This is a genomic window from Kitasatospora sp. MAP12-44 (assembly GCF_029892095.1).
In the GTDB taxonomy this organism is placed as follows: domain Bacteria; phylum Actinomycetota; class Actinomycetes; order Streptomycetales; family Streptomycetaceae; genus Kitasatospora.
Genome location: NZ_JARZAE010000004.1, coordinates 2,621,575 through 2,641,288, shown reverse-complemented (window position 1 = coordinate 2,641,288; position 19,714 = coordinate 2,621,575). Strand labels below are relative to the sequence as shown.

17 protein-coding genes and 1 pseudogene are annotated in these 19,714 nt (G+C 72.4%); 6 read left to right on the top strand and 12 right to left on the bottom strand.

What is annotated here, in order from left to right:
- Nucleotides 1-12: 12 nt before the first annotated feature.
- Nucleotides 13-240, bottom strand: a complete 228-nt coding sequence (locus P3T34_RS12365) for a hypothetical protein (RefSeq protein WP_280666085.1) — start codon at nucleotides 238-240, stop codon at nucleotides 13-15.
- Nucleotides 241-728: 488 nt separating this feature from the next.
- On the opposite strand from P3T34_RS12365, the pseudogene P3T34_RS12360 reads away from it, so the two are divergent.
- Nucleotides 729-1,479: pseudogene (locus P3T34_RS12360) on the top strand (XRE family transcriptional regulator).
- A 100-nt stretch (nucleotides 1,480-1,579) separates the two neighbouring features.
- Nucleotides 1,580-1,900, top strand: coding sequence for an antibiotic biosynthesis monooxygenase (locus P3T34_RS12355; RefSeq protein WP_280666084.1), 321 nt, complete (start codon nucleotides 1,580-1,582; stop codon nucleotides 1,898-1,900).
- 124 nt (nucleotides 1,901-2,024) lie between these two features.
- On the opposite strand, the gene P3T34_RS12350 is transcribed toward P3T34_RS12355, so the two are convergent.
- The gene (locus P3T34_RS12350; RefSeq protein ID WP_280666083.1) at nucleotides 2,025-4,067 is read right to left on the bottom strand and encodes an ice-binding family protein; all 2,043 of its coding nucleotides are present in this window, start codon (nucleotides 4,065-4,067) and stop codon (nucleotides 2,025-2,027) included.
- 306 nt (nucleotides 4,068-4,373) lie between these two features.
- On the opposite strand from P3T34_RS12350, the gene P3T34_RS12345 reads away from it, so the two are divergent.
- Nucleotides 4,374-4,847: a hypothetical protein gene (locus tag P3T34_RS12345; protein WP_280666082.1), complete on the top strand. Its 474-nt coding sequence runs from the start codon at nucleotides 4,374-4,376 to the stop codon at nucleotides 4,845-4,847.
- Nucleotides 4,848-4,892: 45 nt separating this feature from the next.
- On the opposite strand, the gene P3T34_RS12340 is transcribed toward P3T34_RS12345, so the two are convergent.
- The 9 genes from P3T34_RS12340 to P3T34_RS12300 form a co-directional block, all read right to left on the bottom strand.
- Nucleotides 4,893-5,732: an ECF transporter S component gene (locus tag P3T34_RS12340; RefSeq protein WP_280666081.1), complete on the bottom strand. Its 840-nt coding sequence runs from the start codon at nucleotides 5,730-5,732 to the stop codon at nucleotides 4,893-4,895.
- A complete protein-coding gene (locus P3T34_RS12335) occupies nucleotides 5,729-7,420 on the bottom strand; it encodes an ABC transporter ATP-binding protein (protein ID WP_280666080.1) in 1,692 nt (563 codons plus the stop codon). The genes P3T34_RS12340 and P3T34_RS12335 overlap by 4 nt, the downstream gene beginning before the upstream one ends.
- On the bottom strand, nucleotides 7,417-8,550 hold the full coding sequence (locus P3T34_RS12330; RefSeq protein WP_280666079.1) for a CbiQ family ECF transporter T component: 1,134 nt from the start codon (nucleotides 8,548-8,550) through the stop codon (nucleotides 7,417-7,419). Before P3T34_RS12330 ends, P3T34_RS12335 begins: the two co-directional genes overlap by 4 nt.
- Nucleotides 8,547-9,218, bottom strand: coding sequence for an SCO2322 family protein (locus P3T34_RS12325; RefSeq protein ID WP_280666078.1), 672 nt, complete (start codon nucleotides 9,216-9,218; stop codon nucleotides 8,547-8,549). Before P3T34_RS12325 ends, P3T34_RS12330 begins: the two co-directional genes overlap by 4 nt.
- Nucleotides 9,215-10,483 (bottom strand): terpene cyclase/mutase family protein, encoded by a 1,269-nt coding sequence (locus P3T34_RS12320; protein WP_280666077.1) that lies wholly within the window; start codon nucleotides 10,481-10,483, stop codon nucleotides 9,215-9,217. The genes P3T34_RS12325 and P3T34_RS12320 overlap by 4 nt, the downstream gene beginning before the upstream one ends.
- Before the next feature lie 54 nt (nucleotides 10,484-10,537).
- A complete protein-coding gene (locus P3T34_RS12315) occupies nucleotides 10,538-10,930 on the bottom strand; it encodes a cytochrome c oxidase subunit 4 (RefSeq protein ID WP_280666076.1) in 393 nt (130 codons plus the stop codon).
- Nucleotides 10,927-12,480 carry a cytochrome c oxidase subunit I gene (gene ctaD, locus P3T34_RS12310; RefSeq protein ID WP_280672014.1) on the bottom strand — a complete coding sequence of 518 codons (1,554 nt, stop codon included), beginning with the start codon at nucleotides 12,478-12,480 and terminating at the stop codon, nucleotides 10,927-10,929. The genes P3T34_RS12315 and ctaD overlap by 4 nt, the downstream gene beginning before the upstream one ends.
- A gap of 92 nt (nucleotides 12,481-12,572) precedes the next feature.
- The gene (locus tag P3T34_RS12305; RefSeq protein ID WP_280672012.1) at nucleotides 12,573-14,192 is read right to left on the bottom strand and encodes a ubiquinol-cytochrome c reductase cytochrome b subunit; all 1,620 of its coding nucleotides are present in this window, start codon (nucleotides 14,190-14,192) and stop codon (nucleotides 12,573-12,575) included.
- Nucleotides 14,193-14,378: 186 nt separating this feature from the next.
- Nucleotides 14,379-14,984 carry a TetR family transcriptional regulator gene (locus P3T34_RS12300; RefSeq protein WP_280666075.1) on the bottom strand — a complete coding sequence of 202 codons (606 nt, stop codon included), beginning with the start codon at nucleotides 14,982-14,984 and terminating at the stop codon, nucleotides 14,379-14,381.
- 219 nt (nucleotides 14,985-15,203) lie between these two features.
- Between P3T34_RS12300 and P3T34_RS12295 the strand changes: the two genes are divergently transcribed.
- The 3 genes from P3T34_RS12295 to P3T34_RS12285 all read left to right on the top strand — a co-directional run bounded on the left by P3T34_RS12295 (nucleotide 15,204) and on the right by P3T34_RS12285 (nucleotide 18,424).
- Complete coding sequence (locus tag P3T34_RS12295; RefSeq protein ID WP_280666074.1) at nucleotides 15,204-16,535, top strand: glycosyltransferase family 4 protein; 1,332 nt, start codon at nucleotides 15,204-15,206, stop codon at nucleotides 16,533-16,535.
- Nucleotides 16,536-16,613: 78 nt separating this feature from the next.
- Nucleotides 16,614-17,348 (top strand): class I SAM-dependent methyltransferase, encoded by a 735-nt coding sequence (locus P3T34_RS12290; RefSeq protein ID WP_280666073.1) that lies wholly within the window; start codon nucleotides 16,614-16,616, stop codon nucleotides 17,346-17,348.
- Nucleotides 17,349-17,362: 14 nt separating this feature from the next.
- Nucleotides 17,363-18,424 (top strand): prenyltransferase/squalene oxidase repeat-containing protein, encoded by a 1,062-nt coding sequence (locus P3T34_RS12285; RefSeq protein WP_280672006.1) that lies wholly within the window; start codon nucleotides 17,363-17,365, stop codon nucleotides 18,422-18,424.
- 83 nt (nucleotides 18,425-18,507) lie between these two features.
- On the opposite strand, the gene P3T34_RS12280 is transcribed toward P3T34_RS12285, so the two are convergent.
- On the bottom strand, nucleotides 18,508-19,512 hold the full coding sequence (locus tag P3T34_RS12280) for a hypothetical protein (RefSeq protein ID WP_280666072.1): 1,005 nt from the start codon (nucleotides 19,510-19,512) through the stop codon (nucleotides 18,508-18,510).
- Between the last annotated feature and the right edge of the window lie 202 nt (nucleotides 19,513-19,714).

The window sequence follows — 19,714 nt, the reverse complement described above, 5'->3', positions numbered from 1 at the left end:
ATGAGGTGCTGTTCAGCGGGTGACGGGGACGACGAATCCACGCGTCGGGCCGGTTCGGCTGGACACGTCCTTGATGGCCGCGAGTGCTTCGTCGGTGATGTCCCGCCGGGTGTCGGGGTCGGCGCTGTCGTACACCCGCCATTGCCCGTCCGGGTTGTCCAGGTCTTCCGGGGAGACGATCCCCCGCAGACCTAGGCGGCGGAGTGTGCCGGCTACCCGCTGGGCTTCGTCCTTGTCCATGTTCCCGCCCTCTCCGTGTTCGGTGGGGCTCAGGCTAGCTGCCTTCGCAGCCTCCACCCCCGCCATTGCAGTGCGAGGCGCAGTTTCCGGGGTGTTGACCCTTCCGACGGCAGGCACGGGCGCTTGTGGGACCGCTCGTTACGGCAGTGCTCGAGAGAGCTTGTCCGGGCACTTGTCGCTGCCGCACTGGCAGAACGGCCAGTCCTGACCCCGCGACGGCCCCAGCTTGACGTTCGGGTCGTAGTCCAGAGCGGTGGAGCGGGTTGGACGGCGATCCCCGTTGTGGTCCGTGACGATCCCTTGGTATGCCCCGGCGGTCGGCCCTGCTGGTACGGACATTCGTTCCTCCCTCGTCCCCCCAGGTCGGTTGACCAACCTTCCCGGGAGGGCGGGGGGCAGCGCGGCGTCGCGTCAGGCGTCGGTCTGGTGTCACTCGGGGGCGTCATTTCGGTGTCATTGAGGGCCCGTTGAGTCGTACCGTGTCCCTCATGACGACACCGAACGACACCTCGCGGGCCGTGCGGCTCGGCATGCGTCTCAGTCAGGACGAGCTGGCGAAGCGCCTACGGGATGCCGGGGAGCGCATAGGGGAACCGAACGACGCGAACAAGCGGCTTGTGCAGCGCTGGGAATCGGGTACCAGCCGTCAGCCCCGGCCGGTCTACGCGCGCCTTGGAAGCCGTTACAGGCATGCCGGTTGAGGCTATGGGCTTCGACATGCCGGAACCCGGCGAGAGGGTCCAACCCGACGGGCACGGTGGGCATGATCTGGCGGCCGGCGGGGGTGGTATCGAGAGTCCGGACGCAGAGCCGGCAACCGCCACCGGTCAGAACTACTCAGGGATTTGGCTCAGCCGATACGAGTTCTTCTCCTCCAGCCGGGGAGACACGTTCGTCGGTAAGCACCACGTCCTGCTCCTTCAGCGCGGGAACCGCCTCACGGGTCGATCGCTGTCGTCTTCCCACTCGGGGTCCTCGCTGATGCTCGACCTACAGGCCGACCGGAATGTGGTCACGGGTACGTGGATAGAGCAGACGGCTAGCGAGGGTTACTACCGGGGCGCGCGCTACCACGGCGCACTCCAGCTACTCGCCGAGCCGACCGGCCGGAGGCTGGCCGGGAAGTGGCTGGGCTTCGGGAAGGACTTCGATGTGAACACCGGTCCGTGGGAACTCGTCTTCCGAGACGGCAGCACGAGCCGGAGCGCCGTGGAACGGTACAGCGCACCCCCGGAGTGAGCCCGAATGTCCGGAGTTGGACTGGCGGATGTAGGAGACTGCTTGCACGTGGTCAAGGTGAGGTGCCCCTGGTCGGGCGCCTTGTGATGAGAGGTTTCCTGTGCCGAGCATTGTCAAGATCAACGTGCTGACCGTCCCCGCTGAGCAGCGGGAGGTGCTGGAGAAGCGGTTCGCCTCGCGGGCCGGTGCGGTGGAGAGCTCGGACGGGTTCGAGTGGTTCGAGCTGCTACGTCCGGTGGAGGGCACCGACCAGTACCTCGTGTACACCCGCTGGGCGTCGGAGGAGGCGTTCCAGGCGTGGATGTCGGGCCCGATGCAGTCGGCGCACCGGCCCAGTGGTGACGCTCAGCAGAAGCCGGCGGCCTCGGGTTCGACGCTGTGGTCGTTCGAGGTCGTGCAGTCCACCGGCCCCAAGGGCTGAGACTCGCGGACCGACCTGGTCCCGGAACGGGACGGGCTCCGGGTCTGCGGGAACAAGTCCCGCAGACCCGGAGCCACTTGCCGACAGCTGCGGTGCAGCTCGGCGGTTCAGACCTACCGAACGGCTAGTGCCGACGGGTCGCTGTGCCTCGTCGGCTTCGCCTGACGAGGATGAGGATCGAGCCTCCCAGCAGCAGCGCGACCGCAGAGCCGGCCATCACGATTGATCCGCCTGCACCGGTCTGGGCGAGAGTTTCGTGCTTCGACTCTTTCGGGTGCTGAGCGGGTCCACCCTGTTGCTGGGCGCCCTGACCGCTGCCGTAGTTGTCCTGACCCTGCCCGTAGCCACCCTGCTGATGATTGCCTTGCCCAGGGCCGCCGTGTTCTCCCGGATACTCGGGAGGTCCTGCGGGTCCTGCGGGTCCTGCGGGTCCTGCCGGTCCTGCGGGGCCAGGCGCACCAGGCGATCCGTTGGCGCCGGGCAGGCCGTTGGCACCAGGTGAACCGGGAGCACCGGGTGCGCCAGGCGATCCGTTGGCACCGGGTGATCCGTTGGCTCCGGGCAGGCCGTTTGCCCCCGGTAGGCCGTTGGCTCCGGGCAGGCCGTTGGCACCAGGCGAACCGTTAGCACCAGGTGCGCCCGGTGATCCGTTGGCACCAGGCGATCCGTTGGCGCCAGGCAGGCCGTTGGCGCCAGGCAGGCCGTTGGCACCAGGCGAACCGTTAGCACCAGGTGCGCCTGTCGGGCCAGGGGCTCCGGCTGATCCGTTGGCGCCGGGCAGGCCGTTGGCGCCGGGTGATCCGTTCGCGCCGGGCAGGCCGTTGGCCCCTGGCAGGCCGTTGGCTCCGGGTGATCCGTTGGCGCCAGGCAGGCCGTTGGCTCCGGGTAGGCCGTTGGTGCCAGGTACACCAGGTGCGCCTGTCGGCCCGGGGGCCCCGGGTGCGCCGTTGGCTCCGGGCGATCCGTTGGCGCCGGGCAGGCCGTTGGCTCCGGGTAGGCCGTTGGTGCCAGGTACACCAGGTGCGCCTGTCGGCCCAGGGGCTCCGGGTGCGCCGTTGGCTCCGGGTGATCCGTTGGCGCCGGGCAGGCCGTTGGCTCCGGGTAGGCCGTTGGTGCCAGGCGAACCGTTAGCGCCAGGTGCACCAGGTGCGCCTGTCGGGCCAGGGGCTCCGGGTGCTCCGGGTGAACCGTTAGCGCCAGGTGCTCCGTTGGGGCCGGGCGCGCCAGGGGCCCCAGGTACACCGGGTGCGCCGGGAGCACCAGGTGCACCAGGTGCCCCAGGCGCTCCGGGTGCGCCGGGAGCTCCGGGCGCACCGGCGGCACCCGGGGAACCCGTCGGGCCGGCGGGCCCGCTCGGACCGGCAGGCCCGCTCGGGCCGCTCGGGCCGGGCGCGCCAGGGGGGCCGACGGTGCAGGCCGCCCGCGTAATGACGTTGTCGTCCAGCGTGACCGCGCCGTTGCGTGCCAGGGCCCGGCCTTCGATCGCTGCGGCGTGGTTCACCGAGATGGACGTCAGGGCCAGGATGTTGCCCTTGAAGAAGGAGTTGACGTCGATGGTGGCCGAGCTGCCCACCTGCCAGAACACGTTGCAGGGCTGGGCACCGTTGACGAGGCTGACGACGCTCGACGGAGCCGTGATCAGGGTCGAGCCGATCTGGAAGATGAAGACGGCGCTGGGATCACCCAGGGCATCGAGGGTGAGCGTCCCGGTGAGGTTCTGCGACGACGTGGCCTTGTAGACGCCGGGCGTCAGCGTCAGTCCGCCGAGATCGCCGGGGGAGGTCAGCAGGGCCGTCGGCGCCCGACCGGCAGCGTCGTTGTACGCGATGACCAGGTCGGACTGCGCCTGGAGAGCCTCGGCGTCGGCTACTTGCTGGAATCCGTTGACTGTCCCGGGCGGGAATCCGGTCACCGAGGAGCCTGGGCTGAGCCCCAGATCGCCGTTGATGACGCTGGGGTTCGTATTGGTGACCGTTGAACCGGCCAGGACGGCGTAGCTGGTGTCGGTCCCCAGGTTCACTGGTGCGTCTGCGGCATGCGCGGGGCTCTGGACCAGGGTGGCTGTCGCCAGTAGCGCCAGTCCGGGCAGTATGACGAAGGCCTCCTTGAGTCGGGAGCGTCTGCGCCCTCGTCCTGGGGGTGCGGGGGGAGTGGCATCGACTGCCATAGGACGAGACCTTTCTTGTCGCCGTTGAGCCCGGCCCCCTCGGTGAAGAGGGATTCCGGGCACTGGTGGTGAGTTCTGGTCAGACCACAAGCCCTGCACTCGCGCTCACGACGTACCGTCACCAACTCAATACAGTGTGCGATGACACGTTAAGTAGTAATGAGTAATAAAGGTGCAAAAGGGTGATGAAGTGGCGCACTCGGGGGTAATTCGGCCTGTCGTCACCTGCGTCCGCACGCGGTGCGGCTCCTCAGCTCGGTGCTAAGGAGGACCGTTTCTCCTGTTGCCCTCGTCCACACTGGTGAGATGACGCATCGCCAGGCCAGCCGAGTCGTTGGCCAGGGCATGAGGGATTTAACGCATCCGCAGGGCGACTCGCTGGGGGCGGCAGAGGACGGTTGGGCCGGTACGGTAGCCGAGCGCTGTCGCGCCGCAGGTGGGCTGCTCAAGGCGACGCTTGGCGAGCTGCGGGAGGAGCTCGGCTATCGGCGGCTCGGCAGGTACGTCCTGGACGAGGTGGCCGAGGGCCTGGCCGAGGCGGGACTCGGCTGGTTCCCGTCCTCGCGACTGTCGGCGAGGGAGAACAGCGAGCCGCGCAAGGAGCAGGAGCTGTGGGTGTTCGTCCGAGACGGTGGCCTGCGGTGTCAGGTCATCGATGCCATCCAGGCCCCCGATGGCTCCGATGTGTCCGCCGTCCTGAACGGCCTGCTCGCCGACCGCCCTCGGGAGCTGTCCCCGGAGCGCAAGCTCGGCCTCATTCGCGAGATCCTCGGTCTCTGACGAGGGCTCGGGGTCGCCTCGCAGAAACGTTTCGCAGCCCGGAACCTAGCTGGGAGCCGATTGGGTCGAGTCCTGCTCCGGCGGGACGAAGCTGACCGGTGCGGCGAAGGCGGCACGGCGGGTGGCTCGGCGCAGGGTGCGCAGGACGGGGGTGCCGAGGGTGAGGCAGAGGACGACGGTGAGGGCGGCGCGGGGGAGGTCCCAGCCGAGCGAGGTGGTGAGGCAGTAGACCAGGAAGCGCGGCAGGTTGGCGCTGAGCGGGTCGCCGGGGACGAACGCCACCGAGCTGCTGAGGCCGCCGATGTAGGGCCAGCCCTGCAGGTTCATGATCGTGCCGTAGAGGACTGCGGACACCGCGCCGTACGCCGCGAGCAGCACCAACTCGCCCCGCCCGCGCAGGGTTCCAGCGCCCGGGAGCAGGCCGGCACCGAGGCAGACCCAGCCCATGCTGAGCATCTGGAACGGCAGCCAGGGCCCGACGCCGCCGGTCAGCAGCGCGGAGGCGAACATCGCGACCGAGCCGAGCACGAAGCCGAAGCCCGGTCCGAGCGCCCGCCCGGACAGCACCATCAGGAAGAACATGGGCTCCAGGCCGGCCGTCCCCGCCCCGAGGGGCCGCAGCGCGGCGCCGGTGGCGGCGAGGACGCCGAGCAGCGCGACAGCCTTCGGGTCGAGCCCGGACTCGGAGATCTGCGCGACCAGCACGGCCAGCAGCAGCGGCATCAGCAGGGCGAACAGCCAGGGCGCGTCGGCGGAGTGGCCGACCACGGCGGAGGAGGTGGACGCGAGCAGCGGCCAGCCGAAGGCGGCGAGGCCGATCAGCGAGGTCAGGGTGAGGACGGCGATCGAGCGCCGGCCGAGCGGGACCGGACGGGCCAGGCTCATCGGGCCGGCTCCTCGGGGAGCGAGGGGAGCGAGGGGAGCGAGGGGGGAGAGGCGACCGAGGGGACCGAGGAGAGCGCGGCGGCGACCTGGCGGACGGTCAGCCACGGCTGCGGCTGCAGCACCTTGGCGACCTGCGGCGCGAACGCGGGCGAGCCCAGCACCACGTCCGCCGACGGCCCGTCCGCGACGATCTCGCCGTCCGCCAGCACCACCGTGCGGTGCGCGAGTTCGGCGGCCAGCTCGACGTCATGGGTGGCCAGCAGGATCGCGTGTCCGTCGGCCGCCAGCGCTTCGAGGATCTCCACCAGCCGTGCCTTGGCCGCGTAGTCAAGACCGCGGGTCGGCTCGTCGAGCAGCAGCAGGGCCGGCCGGGCCGTCAGTACGACGCCCAGCGCCAGGCTGAGCCGCTGGCCCTCGGAGAGGTCGCGCGGGTGGGTGGCGTCGGCGATGCCGGGGATCAGGCGTTCGACCAGTGCGCGGCAGGTGCCGGGCGCCGCGTCGGCGTCCTGGTCGGCGGCGGCGCACTCGGCGGCGACCGTCTCGCCGTAGAGCAGGTCGCGCGGGTCCTGCGGGACCAGGGCGACCTGGCGGATCAGCTCCTTGGGCCGGGCCTTGTGCGGGGTGAGCGGTCCGACCCGGACGGTGCCGGAGGCGGGGGCGTGCAGCCCGGCCAGTGCGCCGAGCAGGGTGGACTTGCCCGCGCCGTTGCGTCCCATCAGTGCGGTGATCTCGCCCGGCCGCAGCGCGAGGTCGACGCCGCGCAGCGCGGGGACCGGGCCGCGCCGCACCGTCAGCCGATCCGCTGAAGCCATCGGCGGGCCGGCCGAAGCGGCGGCCGAAGGGGTGGCCGTGCTGGTGGTGGCGGGAAGCAGCTCGGAAAGGCGGGCGCGCAGTGGCGCGGCCCGCCGGCGGGCGTCGCGAACGGTGAGCGGCAGCGGCGACCAGCCCGCCACCCGGCCCAGGCCCACCACCGGCGGGAAGACCGGCGAGTGCGCCAGCACCTCGGCCGGCTCGCCGAGCACCGGGGGCTGCCCGCCGCCGGGCAGCAGCAGCACCTGGTCGGCGTACTGGACGACCCGCTCCAGGCGGTGCTCGGCCATCAGCACGGTGGTGCCCAGGTCGTGCACCAGCCGCTGCAGTACGGCGAGCACCTCCTCGGCCGCGCCGGGGTCCAGCGCGGAGGTGGGCTCGTCCAGCACCAGCACCTGGGGGTGGACGGTGAGCACCGAGCCGATCGCGACCCGCTGCTGCTGGCCGCCGGAGAGCGAGCCGAGGGCCCGGTCGCGCAGCTCGGCCAGGCCCAGCAGGTCGAGCGTCTCCTCCACCCGGCGGCGCATCACCTCGGGTGCGATGCCCAGCGACTCCATGCCGTAGGCGAGTTCGTCCTCGACCGTGTCGGTGACGAAGTGGGCGCGCGGGTCCTGGCCCACCGTGCCCACCACGTCCGCGAGTTCACGCGGACGGTGGCTGCGGGTGTCGCGCCCGGCGACCGTGACCCGGCCGTGCAGCACGCCGCCGGTGAAGTGCGGGACGAGTCCGCTGACCGCTCCCAGCAGCGTCGACTTGCCCGCGCCGGAGGGGCCGACCAGCAGGCAGAGTTCGCCCTCGGGGATGGTCAGGTCGACGCCGGTCAGCGCTGGTTCGGCGGCGTCGGCGTAGTGCACCGAGACCTGCTCGAAGGTGATCACGGGTGCTCGGCCTCTCTTGCAGGTGCGGGCGTGGGTGCGGCGACGGCGGGCAGCAGCGCGAGCAGCACGGCGGCCGCGGCGGCCAGCGGCAGGGTGGGCGCGGTCGGTGGGACCACCGAGGGCGCGAAGGCGCCCGGGTTGCGCCCGGAGAGCCAGATCAGCGCGCCGGCCGCCAGCACCCCGGAACCGGCTACCAGCCACTCGGCCAGGGCCCAAGGGTCGGGCCGGTAGCTGGTTCTGACGGTACGTCGGCTACCGAGCAGCAGGCCGCCGCCGGTGGCCGCGAGGCCGCCCAGCAGGACCGGCAGGGGCCAGCCGCCGGTGCCGGCGGTGAGCAGGCCGTACGTGGCGGCGCACAGGGCGAGCAGTCCGCCGCCGGTCAGCGCGGCGGTGGCTCGGGCGACCGGGCGCGGGACGGGCACGGTGCGGCCGAAGCCGCGGGTGTCCATCGCGGCGGCCAGTGCCACCGAGCGCTCCAGCGCGCTCTCCAGCACCGGCAGCCCGACACTGAGCACCGAGCGCACGCCCCGGTCCGCCCGTCCGCGCAACCGCCGTGCGGCGCGCAGCCGTTGGACGTCCGCGACCAGGTTGGGCGCGAACGAGGTGGCCACCACCACGGCCACGCCCACCTCGTAGAGCGCGCCGGGCAGCATCCGCAGCAGTCGGGCCGGCGAGGCGAGCGCGTTGGCGGCGCCGACGCAGACCAGCAGGGTGGCCAGCCGCAGGCCGTCGTAGAGCGCGAAGAGCAGCGCCTCCAGGGTGACCCGGCCGCCGATCCGCACGCCCTGGGCCCAGCCGGGCAGCGGCAGTTGGGGCAGCGACAGCAGCACGTGCGAGCCCGGGACCGGTGAGCCGAGCAGCACCGCGAAGAGCAGTCGGGCGACCAGCACGGCCAGCCCGATCCGCAGGAAGGCGCCGTACGAGCGGGACCAGGGTGCCTGCGTGCGGCGGGCGGCGACCACATAGCCGGCCACCCCGACGATCAGCAGGAGCAGCAGCGGGTCGGTGGTCCTGGAGGCCGCCGCCGCCAGCCCGAGCGCCCACAACCACCAGGCGCCCGGGTGCAGTTGGCGCGGTCCGATGGTGGACCGGGTGCCCCGCGACCGGGTGCCCCGCGACCGGGTGGTCATCGCCGCCGGGCCTGCCACCAGGCCCCCGCGCCGAGCAGCAGGACCAGCGCGCCGCCGGCCAGCAGGCCGAGGTTCGGGCCGTTGCCGGCCGGCTTCGCCGGGGCCGGCGCAGCGGCGACCTCTCCGCAACCGGCGGACGGATAGCCCGCGATGGCGCAGATCAGCCCGCTGGTGTCGTAGCGCAGCGGCGGCGCGACGGCGGCCAGCGCGTCGGCCGAGCTGGCGGTGGGATCCAGCACCGCGCAGGCGCTGCGAGCCGCCGGCGGGGTCGCGGCGGAGGACGAGTCGGCGGGCGTGCCGAAGTCCAGCAGCACCGCGACCCGCTTCTTCCCCCGCTGGGCAGGCGTGTTGGCGCAGCTCGCGGCGAAGTCGGGCGCGCTGCGCGGGCGTTCGGTGTCCTTGCCGCCGTCGGTGCTGAGCGTGAAGCGCCAGCCGTCCACCGAGCCGTCCGCCGGGATGTGCACCGCGGCGCCCTGCTGCTGGTAGCTCCAACTCCCGCTGGACTGCTGCCAGAAGGACCAGTAGCGGTAGCTGGAGGCGGCGCCGGCCGGGGCGGCGGCCAGCAGGCACAGCAGGACAGCGGTCAGGACAGTGGTCAGGGCAGCGGTCAGGGCAGCCGGCAGGATGGCCGTCAGGGCCGCCGCCGACCGCCGAAACGCCGCCGTCACTTGCGGGTGGCGGCGGCGCGCCTGCGGTTCATGCTGATGACGAGCCCGGCGCCGATGCCGCCGATCAGCCCGAGCCCGGCGATCCAGACCGGCGAGCGGCCGGTCTGCCCGCCGGCCGTCGAGGCCTTGGGGGTGGGACCGGCCGCGACGAGCTGGGCGACCAGGTCCGTCCCGCCGAAGGCGTGCTGGTTGTGGCCGGTGGCCTGGGCGGCCAGCAGCAGGGTGGCGGTGGCCGAGGCGTCGGTGCCGGCCGGGCCCTTGGCCCAGTTGCCCGCCGTGCCGGCCAGCCAGGCGACGGCGTCGGCCGCCTGCTGCGGGTGCCCGGCGCGGACCAGGCTGAGCGCGGCCCAGGCGGTGGCGTTGTAGTCGGGAGCCGGCGTGGCGCCGGGCATCGCGAGCATCAAGTGGTTGCCGCCGGTGGCGAGTTGCGTGGCGAGGTAGGCCGAGGCGGATTCGGCCTGCTGGGCCGGGGACAGCTTGGTCGCCGCGTCCGCGCAGGCCGGCGCGGTGGGGGCGGGGCCCGAGAGCGCGCCGGCGGCCACCGGCAGCGAGCCGCCGGCGGTGGCGAGGGTGGCCTGCGAGGTGGCCAGCGCGTTGGCGGCGAGTGCGCCCTTGGCGTCCGGCTGGTAGGCGTAGGCGCCGCGCTGGTCGGCGGGGGCGGCGCAGCCGAGCTGGAAGGCGGCCAGTCCGTCCAGGGCGCTCTTGCCGGCCTTGGCCACCGTCGACGGGTCGGTCTTCGCGGCCCGCAGCGCGCTCACCACCAGGCCGGTGGAGTTGGCGTCCCCGGGGGTGCCGGGGTTGTAGGACCAGGTGCCGTCCGCGTTCTGGTTGGCCTTGATCCACTGGACGCCCTTGTCCACGGCGCCCTGGTGCCCGCCGAGGGCGGTCAGCGCCTGGATCGCCACCGAGGTCGCGTTGCTGTCCTCGGTCGCGGCGGTGCAGGGCACGGCGGTGTCGGCCCGGAACGAGGGCCAGCCGCCGTCCGCGCACTGCTGCCCGCTCAGCCAGGCGACCGCGGAGTCGGCCGGGGTGATCTTCGCGCCCGCCAGCGCGGTGAGCGCCAGCGACTGGCGCCAGACGCCGTCATACGTCGGGTCGCTCTTGCCGTACAGCGCGGCGGGCGCGGCCACCGGGGAGGGCGAGGGCGAGGCGGCGGCGGTGTCGGCCAGGGCGGGCGCGGCGGCCAGACCCGCCAGCAGGGCGGCGGTCAGGACGGTGGCGCCGGTGCGGGCGGGGGAGAGCATGATCGGCCTTTCGAGGGACACAGCGGAACCACCGACTGTACCCGGGCCCGTTCAGCGCCCCTCACGGCCCAGGTACTAGCGCCCCTCGCGGCCCACGTACTGGAAGACGAATCCGACCACCGCCCCGCCCACCAGCGCGAAGCCGATCAGCGCCAGCCACACCCCGAACACCACACCCAGCGCCAGCACGGTCAGCCCGACCGCGAGCGCCGCCGGCCAGCTGCTGCGCGGCGGGAAGAAGCCCAGCGGGCCCGCGGTGTCGACGATCTCGCCGTCGGCGCGGTCCTGCGGGCGGGCCCCGCCGCGCCGGTACTGCACGTAGTAGAAGAACCCGACCAGCGAGGACATCAGGAAGCCGACGGTCAGCACGGTGGTGCCGGTCGGCTCGTTGGAGAGCAGCCAGTAGACCAGCGCGACGACGCCCAGGAACAGCGCCATCCCGGCGAACAGCCACCCCTCCAGCTTCACAGGGCACCGTCGCGGAACTCGGGGTGGTGCAGGTCGAACGCCGGGGATTCGGAGCGGATCCGGGGCAGCGCAAGGAAGTTGTGCTTGGGCGGCGGGCAGGAGGTGGCCCACTCCAGCGACCGCCCGTACCCCCACGGGTCGTCCTCGGTCACCTTCGGGGCGTGCCGCGCGGTCCACCAGACGTTGTAGAGGAAGACCAGCGTGGAGGCCCCCAGCACGAAGGAGCCGATCGAGGAGATGGTGTTCAGCACGGTGAAGCCGTCGCTGGGCAGGTAGTCGGCGTAGCGGCGCGGCATGCCGATCGCGCCCAGCCAGTGCTGGACCAGGAAGGTGGTCTGGAAGCCGACGAAGAGCAGTCCGAAGTGCAGTCGGCCCAGCCGCTCGTCCAGCATCCGGCCGGTCAGCTTGGGCCACCAGAAGTAGAAGCCGCCGAAGGTGGCGAACACCACCGTGCCGAACAGCACGTAGTGCATGTGGGCCACCACGAAGTAGCTGTCCGTGACATGGAAGTCGATCGGCGGGGCGGCCAGCAGCACGCCGGTCAGGCCGCCGAACAGGAAGGTCACCAGGAAGCCGATCGACCAGAGCATCGGCGTCTCGAAGGAGAGCGAGCCCTGCCACATGGTGCCGATCCAGTTGAAGAACTTCACCCCGGTGGGCACCGCGATCAGGAACGACATCAGCGAGAAGAACGGCAGCAGCACCTGGCCGGTGGCGAACATGTGGTGCGCCCAGACCGTCATCGACAGCGCGGTGATCGCGATCGTCGCGCCGACCAGGCTGGCGTAGCCGAAGATCGGCTTGCGGCTGAAGACCGGCAGGATCTCGCTGATGATGCCGAAGAACGGCAGCGCGACGATGTACACCTCCGGGTGGCCGAAGAACCAGAACAGGTGCTGCCACAGCAGCGCGCCGCCGCTGGCCGCGTCGAAGATGTGCGCGCCGAACTTGCGGTCGGCCTCCAGCGCGAGCAGCGCCGCGGTCAGCACCGGGAAGGCCATCAGCACCATGATCGAGGTGAAGAGCACGTTCCAGCTGAAGATCGGCATCCGGAACAGCGTCATCCCGGGGGCCCGCAGGCAGGTGATGGTGGTGATGAAGTTGACCGCGCCCAGGATCGTGCCGACGCCGGCCACCACCAGGCCCATCGTCCACAGGTCCGCGCCGGTGCCGGGCGAGAAGACCGCGCTGTTGAGCGGCGCGTAGGCGAACCAGCCGAAGGCGGCGGCGCCCTGGGGGGTCAGGAAGCCGCTGAGCACCATCAGGGCGCCGAGCAGGAACGCCCAGTAGGTGAAGGCGTTCAGCCGCGGGAAGGCGACGTCGGGAGCGCCGATCTGCAGCGGCATGACCGCGTTGGCGAAGCCGACGAAGGTGGGGGTCGCGAAGAGCAGCAGCATGATCGTGCCGTGCATGGTGAAGAGCTGGTTGTACTGCTCGTTGGTGAAGAACTGCAGCCCAGGGCGCATCAGTTCGGCCCGCATCAGCATCGCCAGCAGGCCGCCGACCAGGAAGAACCCGAAGGAGGTGGCCAGGTAGAGGTTGCCGATCATCTTGTGGTCGGTCGAGGTCACCCAGCGCAGTACGGCGCGCCCGCGCCGGATCCGCTCCGCCGCCCCCGCCTGCTGTTCGGTGGCCACGGTTGTCACTGTTCGTCCTCCTGGTGCTCGTACTCGTACTCGTACTCGTACTCGTACTCGGCGGCGCTGCGGGCTGGGGGTGCGACCAGGGCGGCGATCCGCCGGTACTGCTCCTCGGTGGCGGGCAGTTCCACCCGGTCGCGGTGGAACCAGCGGCTGAGCGCCGTACGCACCCGCGCCAGCCGGCGCAGCAGCGCGGGGCCGGCCGGCGCCGGCTCGTCCAGTGGCTCGGGTACGTCCCGTACCAGCAGGTCGTAGCGCTGGTCGGCGGTCAGCGGCCGGTGGCGCTCGGAGTAGCCGCCCTGGACCGACTGGACGACGTCCCCGCTCTCGTCGCCGGCCAGCAGGCGTTCGCGGTCGTGCGCCTGCAGGGCCAGGCAGACCCGCTTGGTGATGACGAAGCAGAGCGGCGGCAGCAGCACCAGCAGGGCCCGGAAGGTCCAGACGAAGCCGTTCACGGTGAGGCCGAACGAGTAGACGATCACGTCGTCGCCGCCGGCCACCAGCAGCACGGCGTAGAACGCGATGGCGCCCACCCCGAGGCCGGTGCGGGTCGGCTGGTTGCGCGGGCGGTCGCACAGGTGGTGCTCGCCGCGCCCCCGGGTGAGCCACCGCTCGGCGAAGGGGTACACGTACAGCGTTGTGAAGATCACCCCGGGCAGCAGCACCGCCGGGACCAGCGCCCCCCAGGAGACACTGTGGCCGAGCAGCCGGGTCTCGGTGGCCGGCATCAGGCGCAGCGATCCCTCCAGGAAGCCCATGTACCAGTCGGGTTGGGAGCCGGTCGAGGCCTGGTCGGGACGGTAGGGGCCGAACAGCCAGATCGGGTTGACCTGGGCGAGCGCGCCGAGTGCCGTCAGCACGGCGGCCACCGCGAAGAAGAGCCCGACGGTGCGGGCCAGGAACTGCGGGAAGAACGGCAGCCCGACCACATTGCGGTTGGTCCGCCCGCGACCGCCCCAGTGGGTGTGCTTGAGGGTGACGATCAGCTGGAGGTGCGCGCCGACCAGCGCGACCAGCAGGCCGGGGATCAGCAGGATGTGCAGCGAGTAGAGCCGCGGGATGATGTCGTTGCCGGGGTACGGGCCGCCGAAGACGAAGAACGTCAGGTAGCTGCCCACCAGCGGCAGCGAGAGCATCACGCCCTCGGCGATCCGCAGGCCCTCGCCGGAGATCAGGTCGTCGGGCAGCGAGTAGCCCGAGAAGCCCTCCAGCAGCGCGAGCACGAAGAGCGTCACGCCGAGCAGCCAGTTCAGCTCGCGCGGGCGGCGGAAGGCGCCGGTGAAGAAGACCCGCAGCATGTGCACGCTGAGCGCGGCGGTGAACACCACCGCGCCCCAGTGGTGGATCTGACGGATCAGCAGGCCGCCGCGGACGTCGAAGCTGATGCCCAGCGCGGAGGAGTACGCCTCGGTCATCCGCACGCCGCTCAGCGGTTGGTAGGAGCCCTGGTAGACGATCTCGCCCATGCTCGGGCGGAAGAAGAAGGTCAGATAGACGCCGGTCAGCAGCAGCACGACGAGGCTGTAGAGGGCGAGTTCACCCAGCAGGAACGACCAGTGGTCCGGGAACACCTTGCGGACCGCGCCCCGGGCGACGTCGAACAGCGGCAGCCGCGCGTCCAGCGCGCGGGCGGCGGACTCCGACCTCGGCGTGCCCCGGGCCCAGGCGAATGCCGTCTGCCGGCCCGGGGAGCTCTGCTTCGTCACACGGGGTGACGCTAGTGGGGTGGTTCACCCGAAGGGCCGGGGCTCGCCGAGGCCGTCCGGGGCCTTCGCCGGGACGGAGCAGAGACGTCGGACCAGGAGACGTCAGATCGAGAGCAGCCGGGCGGCGGTGGCCAGGTCGGCGCGGACCTGGTCCAGCGAGGAGCGCCCGGAGAGCCAGCTGACCAGCGCCGAGTGCCAGGTGTGCTCGATCACCCGGACCGCCGCGCGGTCCCGCTCGTCCAGGGAGTCGGGCGGACCGGGCCGGCCGATCGCGTCCAGGATGATCGCGGTGGTGAGCTTGCTGACCTCGTCCACCTCCATGCTGACCGAGCGGTCGGCGAAGGACAGCGCCCGCACCATCGCCTCGGCCAACTGCGGCTCGCGCTGCAGGGCGTGGAAGGCCCGGGTGAGCGTCTCGGCCACCCGGGCCGCCGGGTCCTCGCCGGTCGGCGGGTGGCGGCGGACCTGGTCGAGCAGTCGGCCCAGCTGATCCTGCATCACCGCCACCAGCAGGTGGACCTTGGACGGGAAGTACCGGTAGAGCGTGCCCAGCGCGACGGAGGCCGCCTCGGCCACCTCGCGCATCTGCACCGCCTCGTACCCGCCCCGGGCGGCCAGCGCGGTGGCGGCGGCCAGGATCCGGCGGCGCCGTTCGGCCTGGCGCGGCGTCAGCGCCAGGTTCACTGGCGAAGCGGCGGTGGTACTCAACGGGACCCCTGACGTCGCTCGGCGGCAGCATGGCGGCGGCCCGGCCGCAGCGTGTCGCGAATCACCAGCCCTGCCTCCGATGCGGAAGCTACGGGCCGGTATCTTCGAGGTCTCTCATTGTTCACATGTCCAATGACGAATTCCACACCACCATGAAACTTGATCTACTTTTCCGCTGAGGCCGCCGCGGCCGAGGGGAAGTGGGCAGAAGGGGCGACCATGACGGGGCAGCCACCCTCCACTGCCGACCGGCGGCCGCTGCGGATCGCACTCCTGTCCTATCGGGGCGACCCGTTCTGCGGCGGGCAGGGCGTGTACGTCCGCCACCTGTCGCGCGAGCTCGCCCGGCTCGGCCACCACGTGGACGTCATCGGCGCCCAGCCGTTCCCGGTGCTGGACGAGGTCGAGGGCCCCGGCTCGGTCCGCCTGGTGGAGCTGCCCAGCCTGGACCTCTACCGCGCGGACGACCCCTTCCGCACCCCGCGCCGCGAGGAGTACCGCGGCCCGGTGGACCTGCTGGAGGTCGCCACCATGTGGACCGGCGGGTTCCCCGAACCGCTGACCTTCTCGCTGCGCGCCCGCCACCACCTCGCCCTGCACAAGGGCCGCTACGACGTGGTGCACGACAACCAGACGCTCGGCTACGGCCTGCTGGGCCTGGCCCGGCACGGCTTCCCGCTGGTCACCACGATCCACCACCCGATCACCGTGGACCGCCGCCTCGAACTGGAGGCCGCCCCCACCCGGCTGAAGCGGCTCTCGCTGCGCCGCTGGTACGCCTTCACCCGGATGCAGCGCCGGGTGGCCGCGCGCCTGGAGCACATCATCACCGTCTCCGGCAGCTCTAAGGCCGAGATCACCGAGCAGCTGGGCGCCGCGCCCGGCGCCGTCTCGGTGGTGCCGATCGGCGCGGACACCCGGCTCTGGTCGCCGTCCGAGTCGGTCGCGGTGGTGCCGGGGCGGATCGTGGCGACCTCCAGCGCGGACGTGCCGCTCAAGGGCCTGGTGCACCTGGTCGAGGCGCTCGCCAAGGTGCGCACCGAGCGGGACGCGCACCTGGTCGTGGTCTGCAAGAAGCAGGGCGCCGGGCCGGTGGCGGACGCGGTGCGGCGCTTCGGCCTGGAGCCGTACATCGAGTTCCGCACCGGCCTGACCGACCAGGAGCTGGTGGACCTCTACCGCTCCGCCGAGGTGGCCTGCGTCCCCTCGCTCTACGAGGGCTTCTCGCTGCCCGCCGCCGAGGCGATGGCCACAGGCACGCCGCTGGTCGCCACCACCGGCGGGGCGATCCCCGAGGTGGCCGGGCCGGACGGCGAGAGCTGCCTGGCGGTGGCGCCGGGCGACGCCGGGGCGCTGGCGCTGGCACTGGGACGGCTGCTGGACGACCCCGAGCTGCGTGCCCGGCTCGGCGCGGCCGGGCGCGAGCGGGTGCTGGCCCGCTTCACCTGGGAACGGGCCGCCGAGCTGACCGCCGAGCGCTACCGCGCGGCCATCGCCACCGGTGCCGGGCAGCGCGCCCGGTCCGGTGCCGGCTGGCGCTACGTCGCCTGATCACGTCGCCTGATTTCGTACCAACCCGGCCCGACCTCACACCACTTGCCCGACTTCACCCCCTCAGGGAGCCCCGCAGTGCTGACCGTCGACTTCTCCCGCTTCCCGATCGCCCCCGGCGACCGGGTGCTCGACCTGGGCTGCGGCGGGGGCCGGCACGCGTTCGAGTGCTACCGCCGTGGCGCCAACGTGGTGGCCCTGGACCAGAACGCCGAGGAGATCGCCGAGGTCAAGAAGTGGTTCGACGCGATGGCCGCGGCCGGCGAGGCCCCGGCCGGCTCCTCGGCCGTCGCCATGGAGGGCAACGCGCTGGCGCTGCCGTTCGAGGACGAGAGCTTTGACAAGATCATCATCTCCGAGGTGATGGAGCACATCCCCGACGACAAGGGCGTGCTGGCCGAGATGGCCCGGGTGCTCAAGCCCGGCGGGCTGCTCGCGGTGACCGTGCCGCGCTGGCTGCCCGAGAAGATCTGCTGGGCGCTCTCCGACGAGTACCACGCCAACGAGGGCGGCCACATCCGGATCTACCGCGGTGACGAGCTGCTGGAAAAGCTGGGCGGCGCCGGCCTCACCCCGTACGGCACCCACCACGCGCACGCGCTGCACTCGCCGTACTGGTGGATCAAGTGCGCGGTGGGCGTCGGCAACGACAAGGCGCTGCCGGTGAAGGCCTACCACCAGCTGCTGGTCTGGGACATCGTCGGGACGCCGGTGATCAGCAAGCTCACCCGGGCCGCCGAGGCCGCGCTCAACCCGGTGATCGGCAAGAGCTTCGTCGCGTACGCCAGCAAGCCGAACCGGCCGGGCGCGTGAGCACGGGGGAGGGGCTGACGGCCTCCGAGGCACTGCTCCTGCCGGGCGTGCTCGACGCGGCGCAGGCCGTCGCCACGGTGCGCAGCATCCTGGCCGAGCAGCGGGCGGACGGCGCGATCCCGTGGTTCACCGGCGGCCACCTGGACCCGTGGGACCACACCGAGGCCGCGATGGCGCTGGACACGGCCGGCGAGCACGCCGCCGCCGAACGCGCCTACCGCTGGCTGGCGGACCGGCAGAACCCGGACGGCTCCTGGTATGCCGGCTACTTCGGCGACGGCGCCGAGGGGGTCTCGAACCCGGCGGTGGAAACCAACTTCTGCGCCTACCCGGCCGTCGGCGTCTGGCACCACCACCTGAGCACCGGGGACGACACCTTCCTCGACCAGATGTGGCCGATGGTGCGCCGCGCGCTCGACTTCACCGTCGGCCTGCAGCTGTCCGGCGGCCAGATCGCCTGGCGGCTCGACGAGCACGGCACGGCGGTCCAGGAGGCGCTGCTCACCGGCTCCAGCAGCATCCTGCACGCCCTGCGGTGCGGGCTCGCCATCGCCGAGTACCGCGAAGAACCGCAGCCGGACTGGGAGTTGGCGGCCGGACGGCTGCAGCACGCGGTGGCCGAGCACCCCGAGCGGTTCCTCGACAAGGACCGCTACTCGATGGACTGGTACTACCCCGTGCTCGGCACCGCACTGCGCGGACCGGCGGCCCAGCAGCGGATCGAACGGGACTGGGAACGCTTCGTCGTCCCCGGCCTCGGCGTGCGCTGCGTCAGCGACCGGCCCTGGGTGACCGGCGGCGAGAGCGCCGAACTCGCGCTCGCGCTCTGGGCGGTGGGCCAGTCCGACCGCGCGGTGGAGATCCTGCAGTGGATCCGCCACCTGCGGCACGAGGACGGCTCGTACTGGACCGGCTACGTGTTCGAGGACGACGCCATCTGGCCCGAGGAGCGCACCACCTGGACGGCCGGCGCGCTGCTGCTCGCGGTCGCGGCGCTCGGCGGGGACCCGGCAACGGTGGCCGTCTTCGGCGCCGAGCAGCTGCCGAGCGGGCTCGCCGTGGTGGGCTGCTGCTGAGGCGCTGCCGCTGAGGCACGGACACGCGCAAGGACCCGGCGGGATTCCGCCGGGTCCTTGCGCGTGCGTGCGTGGTGCGCGGGTCAGCCGCGCTGGATGCCCGAGACGTCGTTCAGCACGCCCTGGGTGCCGTCCTGCAGCTGCGCGACCAGGGCCGCGCCGCGCTGCTCGACGGCCAGGTACCAGGTGCCGGGCACCAGGTCGCCGACGAACGGGCCGGGGGCGCCGTCCTTCGGGCTGAGCTGGCGGGGCGCCGGGACGGCGAACCAGAACGGCGCGAACTCGACGGCCGGGGCGGGCGCGGGCGTCGGGTCGGGCAGCGGGGTGGTCGCCTTGAGGACGTCCTGCGGCTGGGCCTGCTGGGCCTGCTGCGGCTGCGGGACCTGCTGAGCCTGCGGGGCCTGGTGCCCAAAGGGCTGGGCCTGGGCCTGGCCGAAGCCGGCGTCGGGCTGGCCGGCCTGCGGAACCTGCTGAGCCTGCGGGGCCTGCTGGCCGAACGGGGACGGCTGGCCGAAGCCGGCGTCCTGCGGCTGCCCGGTGCCCGGCGCGGGGAAGCCGTAGCCGCCGACCTGCGGCTGCTGCTGGCCGCCGAAGCTCTGACCGGCCGCGGGGTAGCCGTAGCCGCCCTGCTGCGGCTGGCCGCCGCCGAAGGTCTGGCCGGGGGCGGGGTAGCCGCCGACACCCGGGTAGCTCTGCTGCGCCGGCACGGCGGGCTTGTCGCTGAGCAGCGGGGCCTGCAGCGCGGGCACCAGCGGTCCGGCCAGCGCGGCGCCGGTCAGCACGAGCAGCGAGAGGAGGGCGAGGTAGGCGCCGATCGAGTGACCGGTGCCCGCGCCGAGCGCCCACACCGAGGTCCACAGCGCCGCCACGGCGAACGCGCTGCCCCACTGGTCGAGGCGCAGCCCCAGGACCTGGCGGGTCTTGGCCGCCTCGCCCTGGAACTTCTGGAGCAGGATCAGCGCCGCGGCGGCGATGCCCAGCAGGTAGATCGAGGGCAGCACCGGCAGCAGGTCGGTGGCCCACGCGCTCGACGAGCAGGCGTCGGCCGAGCAGCCCAGGGAGAAGTACGGCAGGAAGGATGAGATCAACAGGAGGACGGCCGCACCTGCGATGGCGGCATCTCCCCTGGTGAGAGCGCGCAGATTCACTAACGTTCCCCTCGCTGGTGTGTCGTGGACGGCGTGACGGGGAGTGATTGTACTGACTGCCCGCGCATCCGGTCGGGACAAAAGCCTAGGGCCCTTCTACTGAGCCCCATACGGCGGGTTCTGCGCACGTCCGGCGAAGGAC

What these genes read in the sequence shown, in the direction of transcription:
- P3T34_RS12365 (WP_280666085.1), bottom strand. Translation starts at nt 240, where the DNA reads ATGGACAAGGACGAAGCCCAGCGGGTAGCCGGCACACTCCGCCGCCTA.
- P3T34_RS12350 (WP_280666083.1), bottom strand. Translation starts at nt 4,067, where the DNA reads ATGGCAGTCGATGCCACTCCCCCCGCACCCCCAGGACGAGGGCGCAGA.
- P3T34_RS12345 (WP_280666082.1), top strand. Translation starts at nt 4,374, where the DNA reads ATGACGCATCGCCAGGCCAGCCGAGTCGTTGGCCAGGGCATGAGGGAT.
- P3T34_RS12340 (WP_280666081.1), bottom strand. Translation starts at nt 5,732, where the DNA reads ATGAGCCTGGCCCGTCCGGTCCCGCTCGGCCGGCGCTCGATCGCCGTC.
- P3T34_RS12330 (WP_280666079.1), bottom strand. Translation starts at nt 8,550, where the DNA reads ATGACCACCCGGTCGCGGGGCACCCGGTCGCGGGGCACCCGGTCCACC.
- ctaD (WP_280672014.1), bottom strand. Translation starts at nt 12,480, where the DNA reads ATGATCGGCAACCTCTACCTGGCCACCTCCTTCGGGTTCTTCCTGGTC.
- P3T34_RS12295 (WP_280666074.1), top strand. Translation starts at nt 15,204, where the DNA reads ATGACGGGGCAGCCACCCTCCACTGCCGACCGGCGGCCGCTGCGGATC.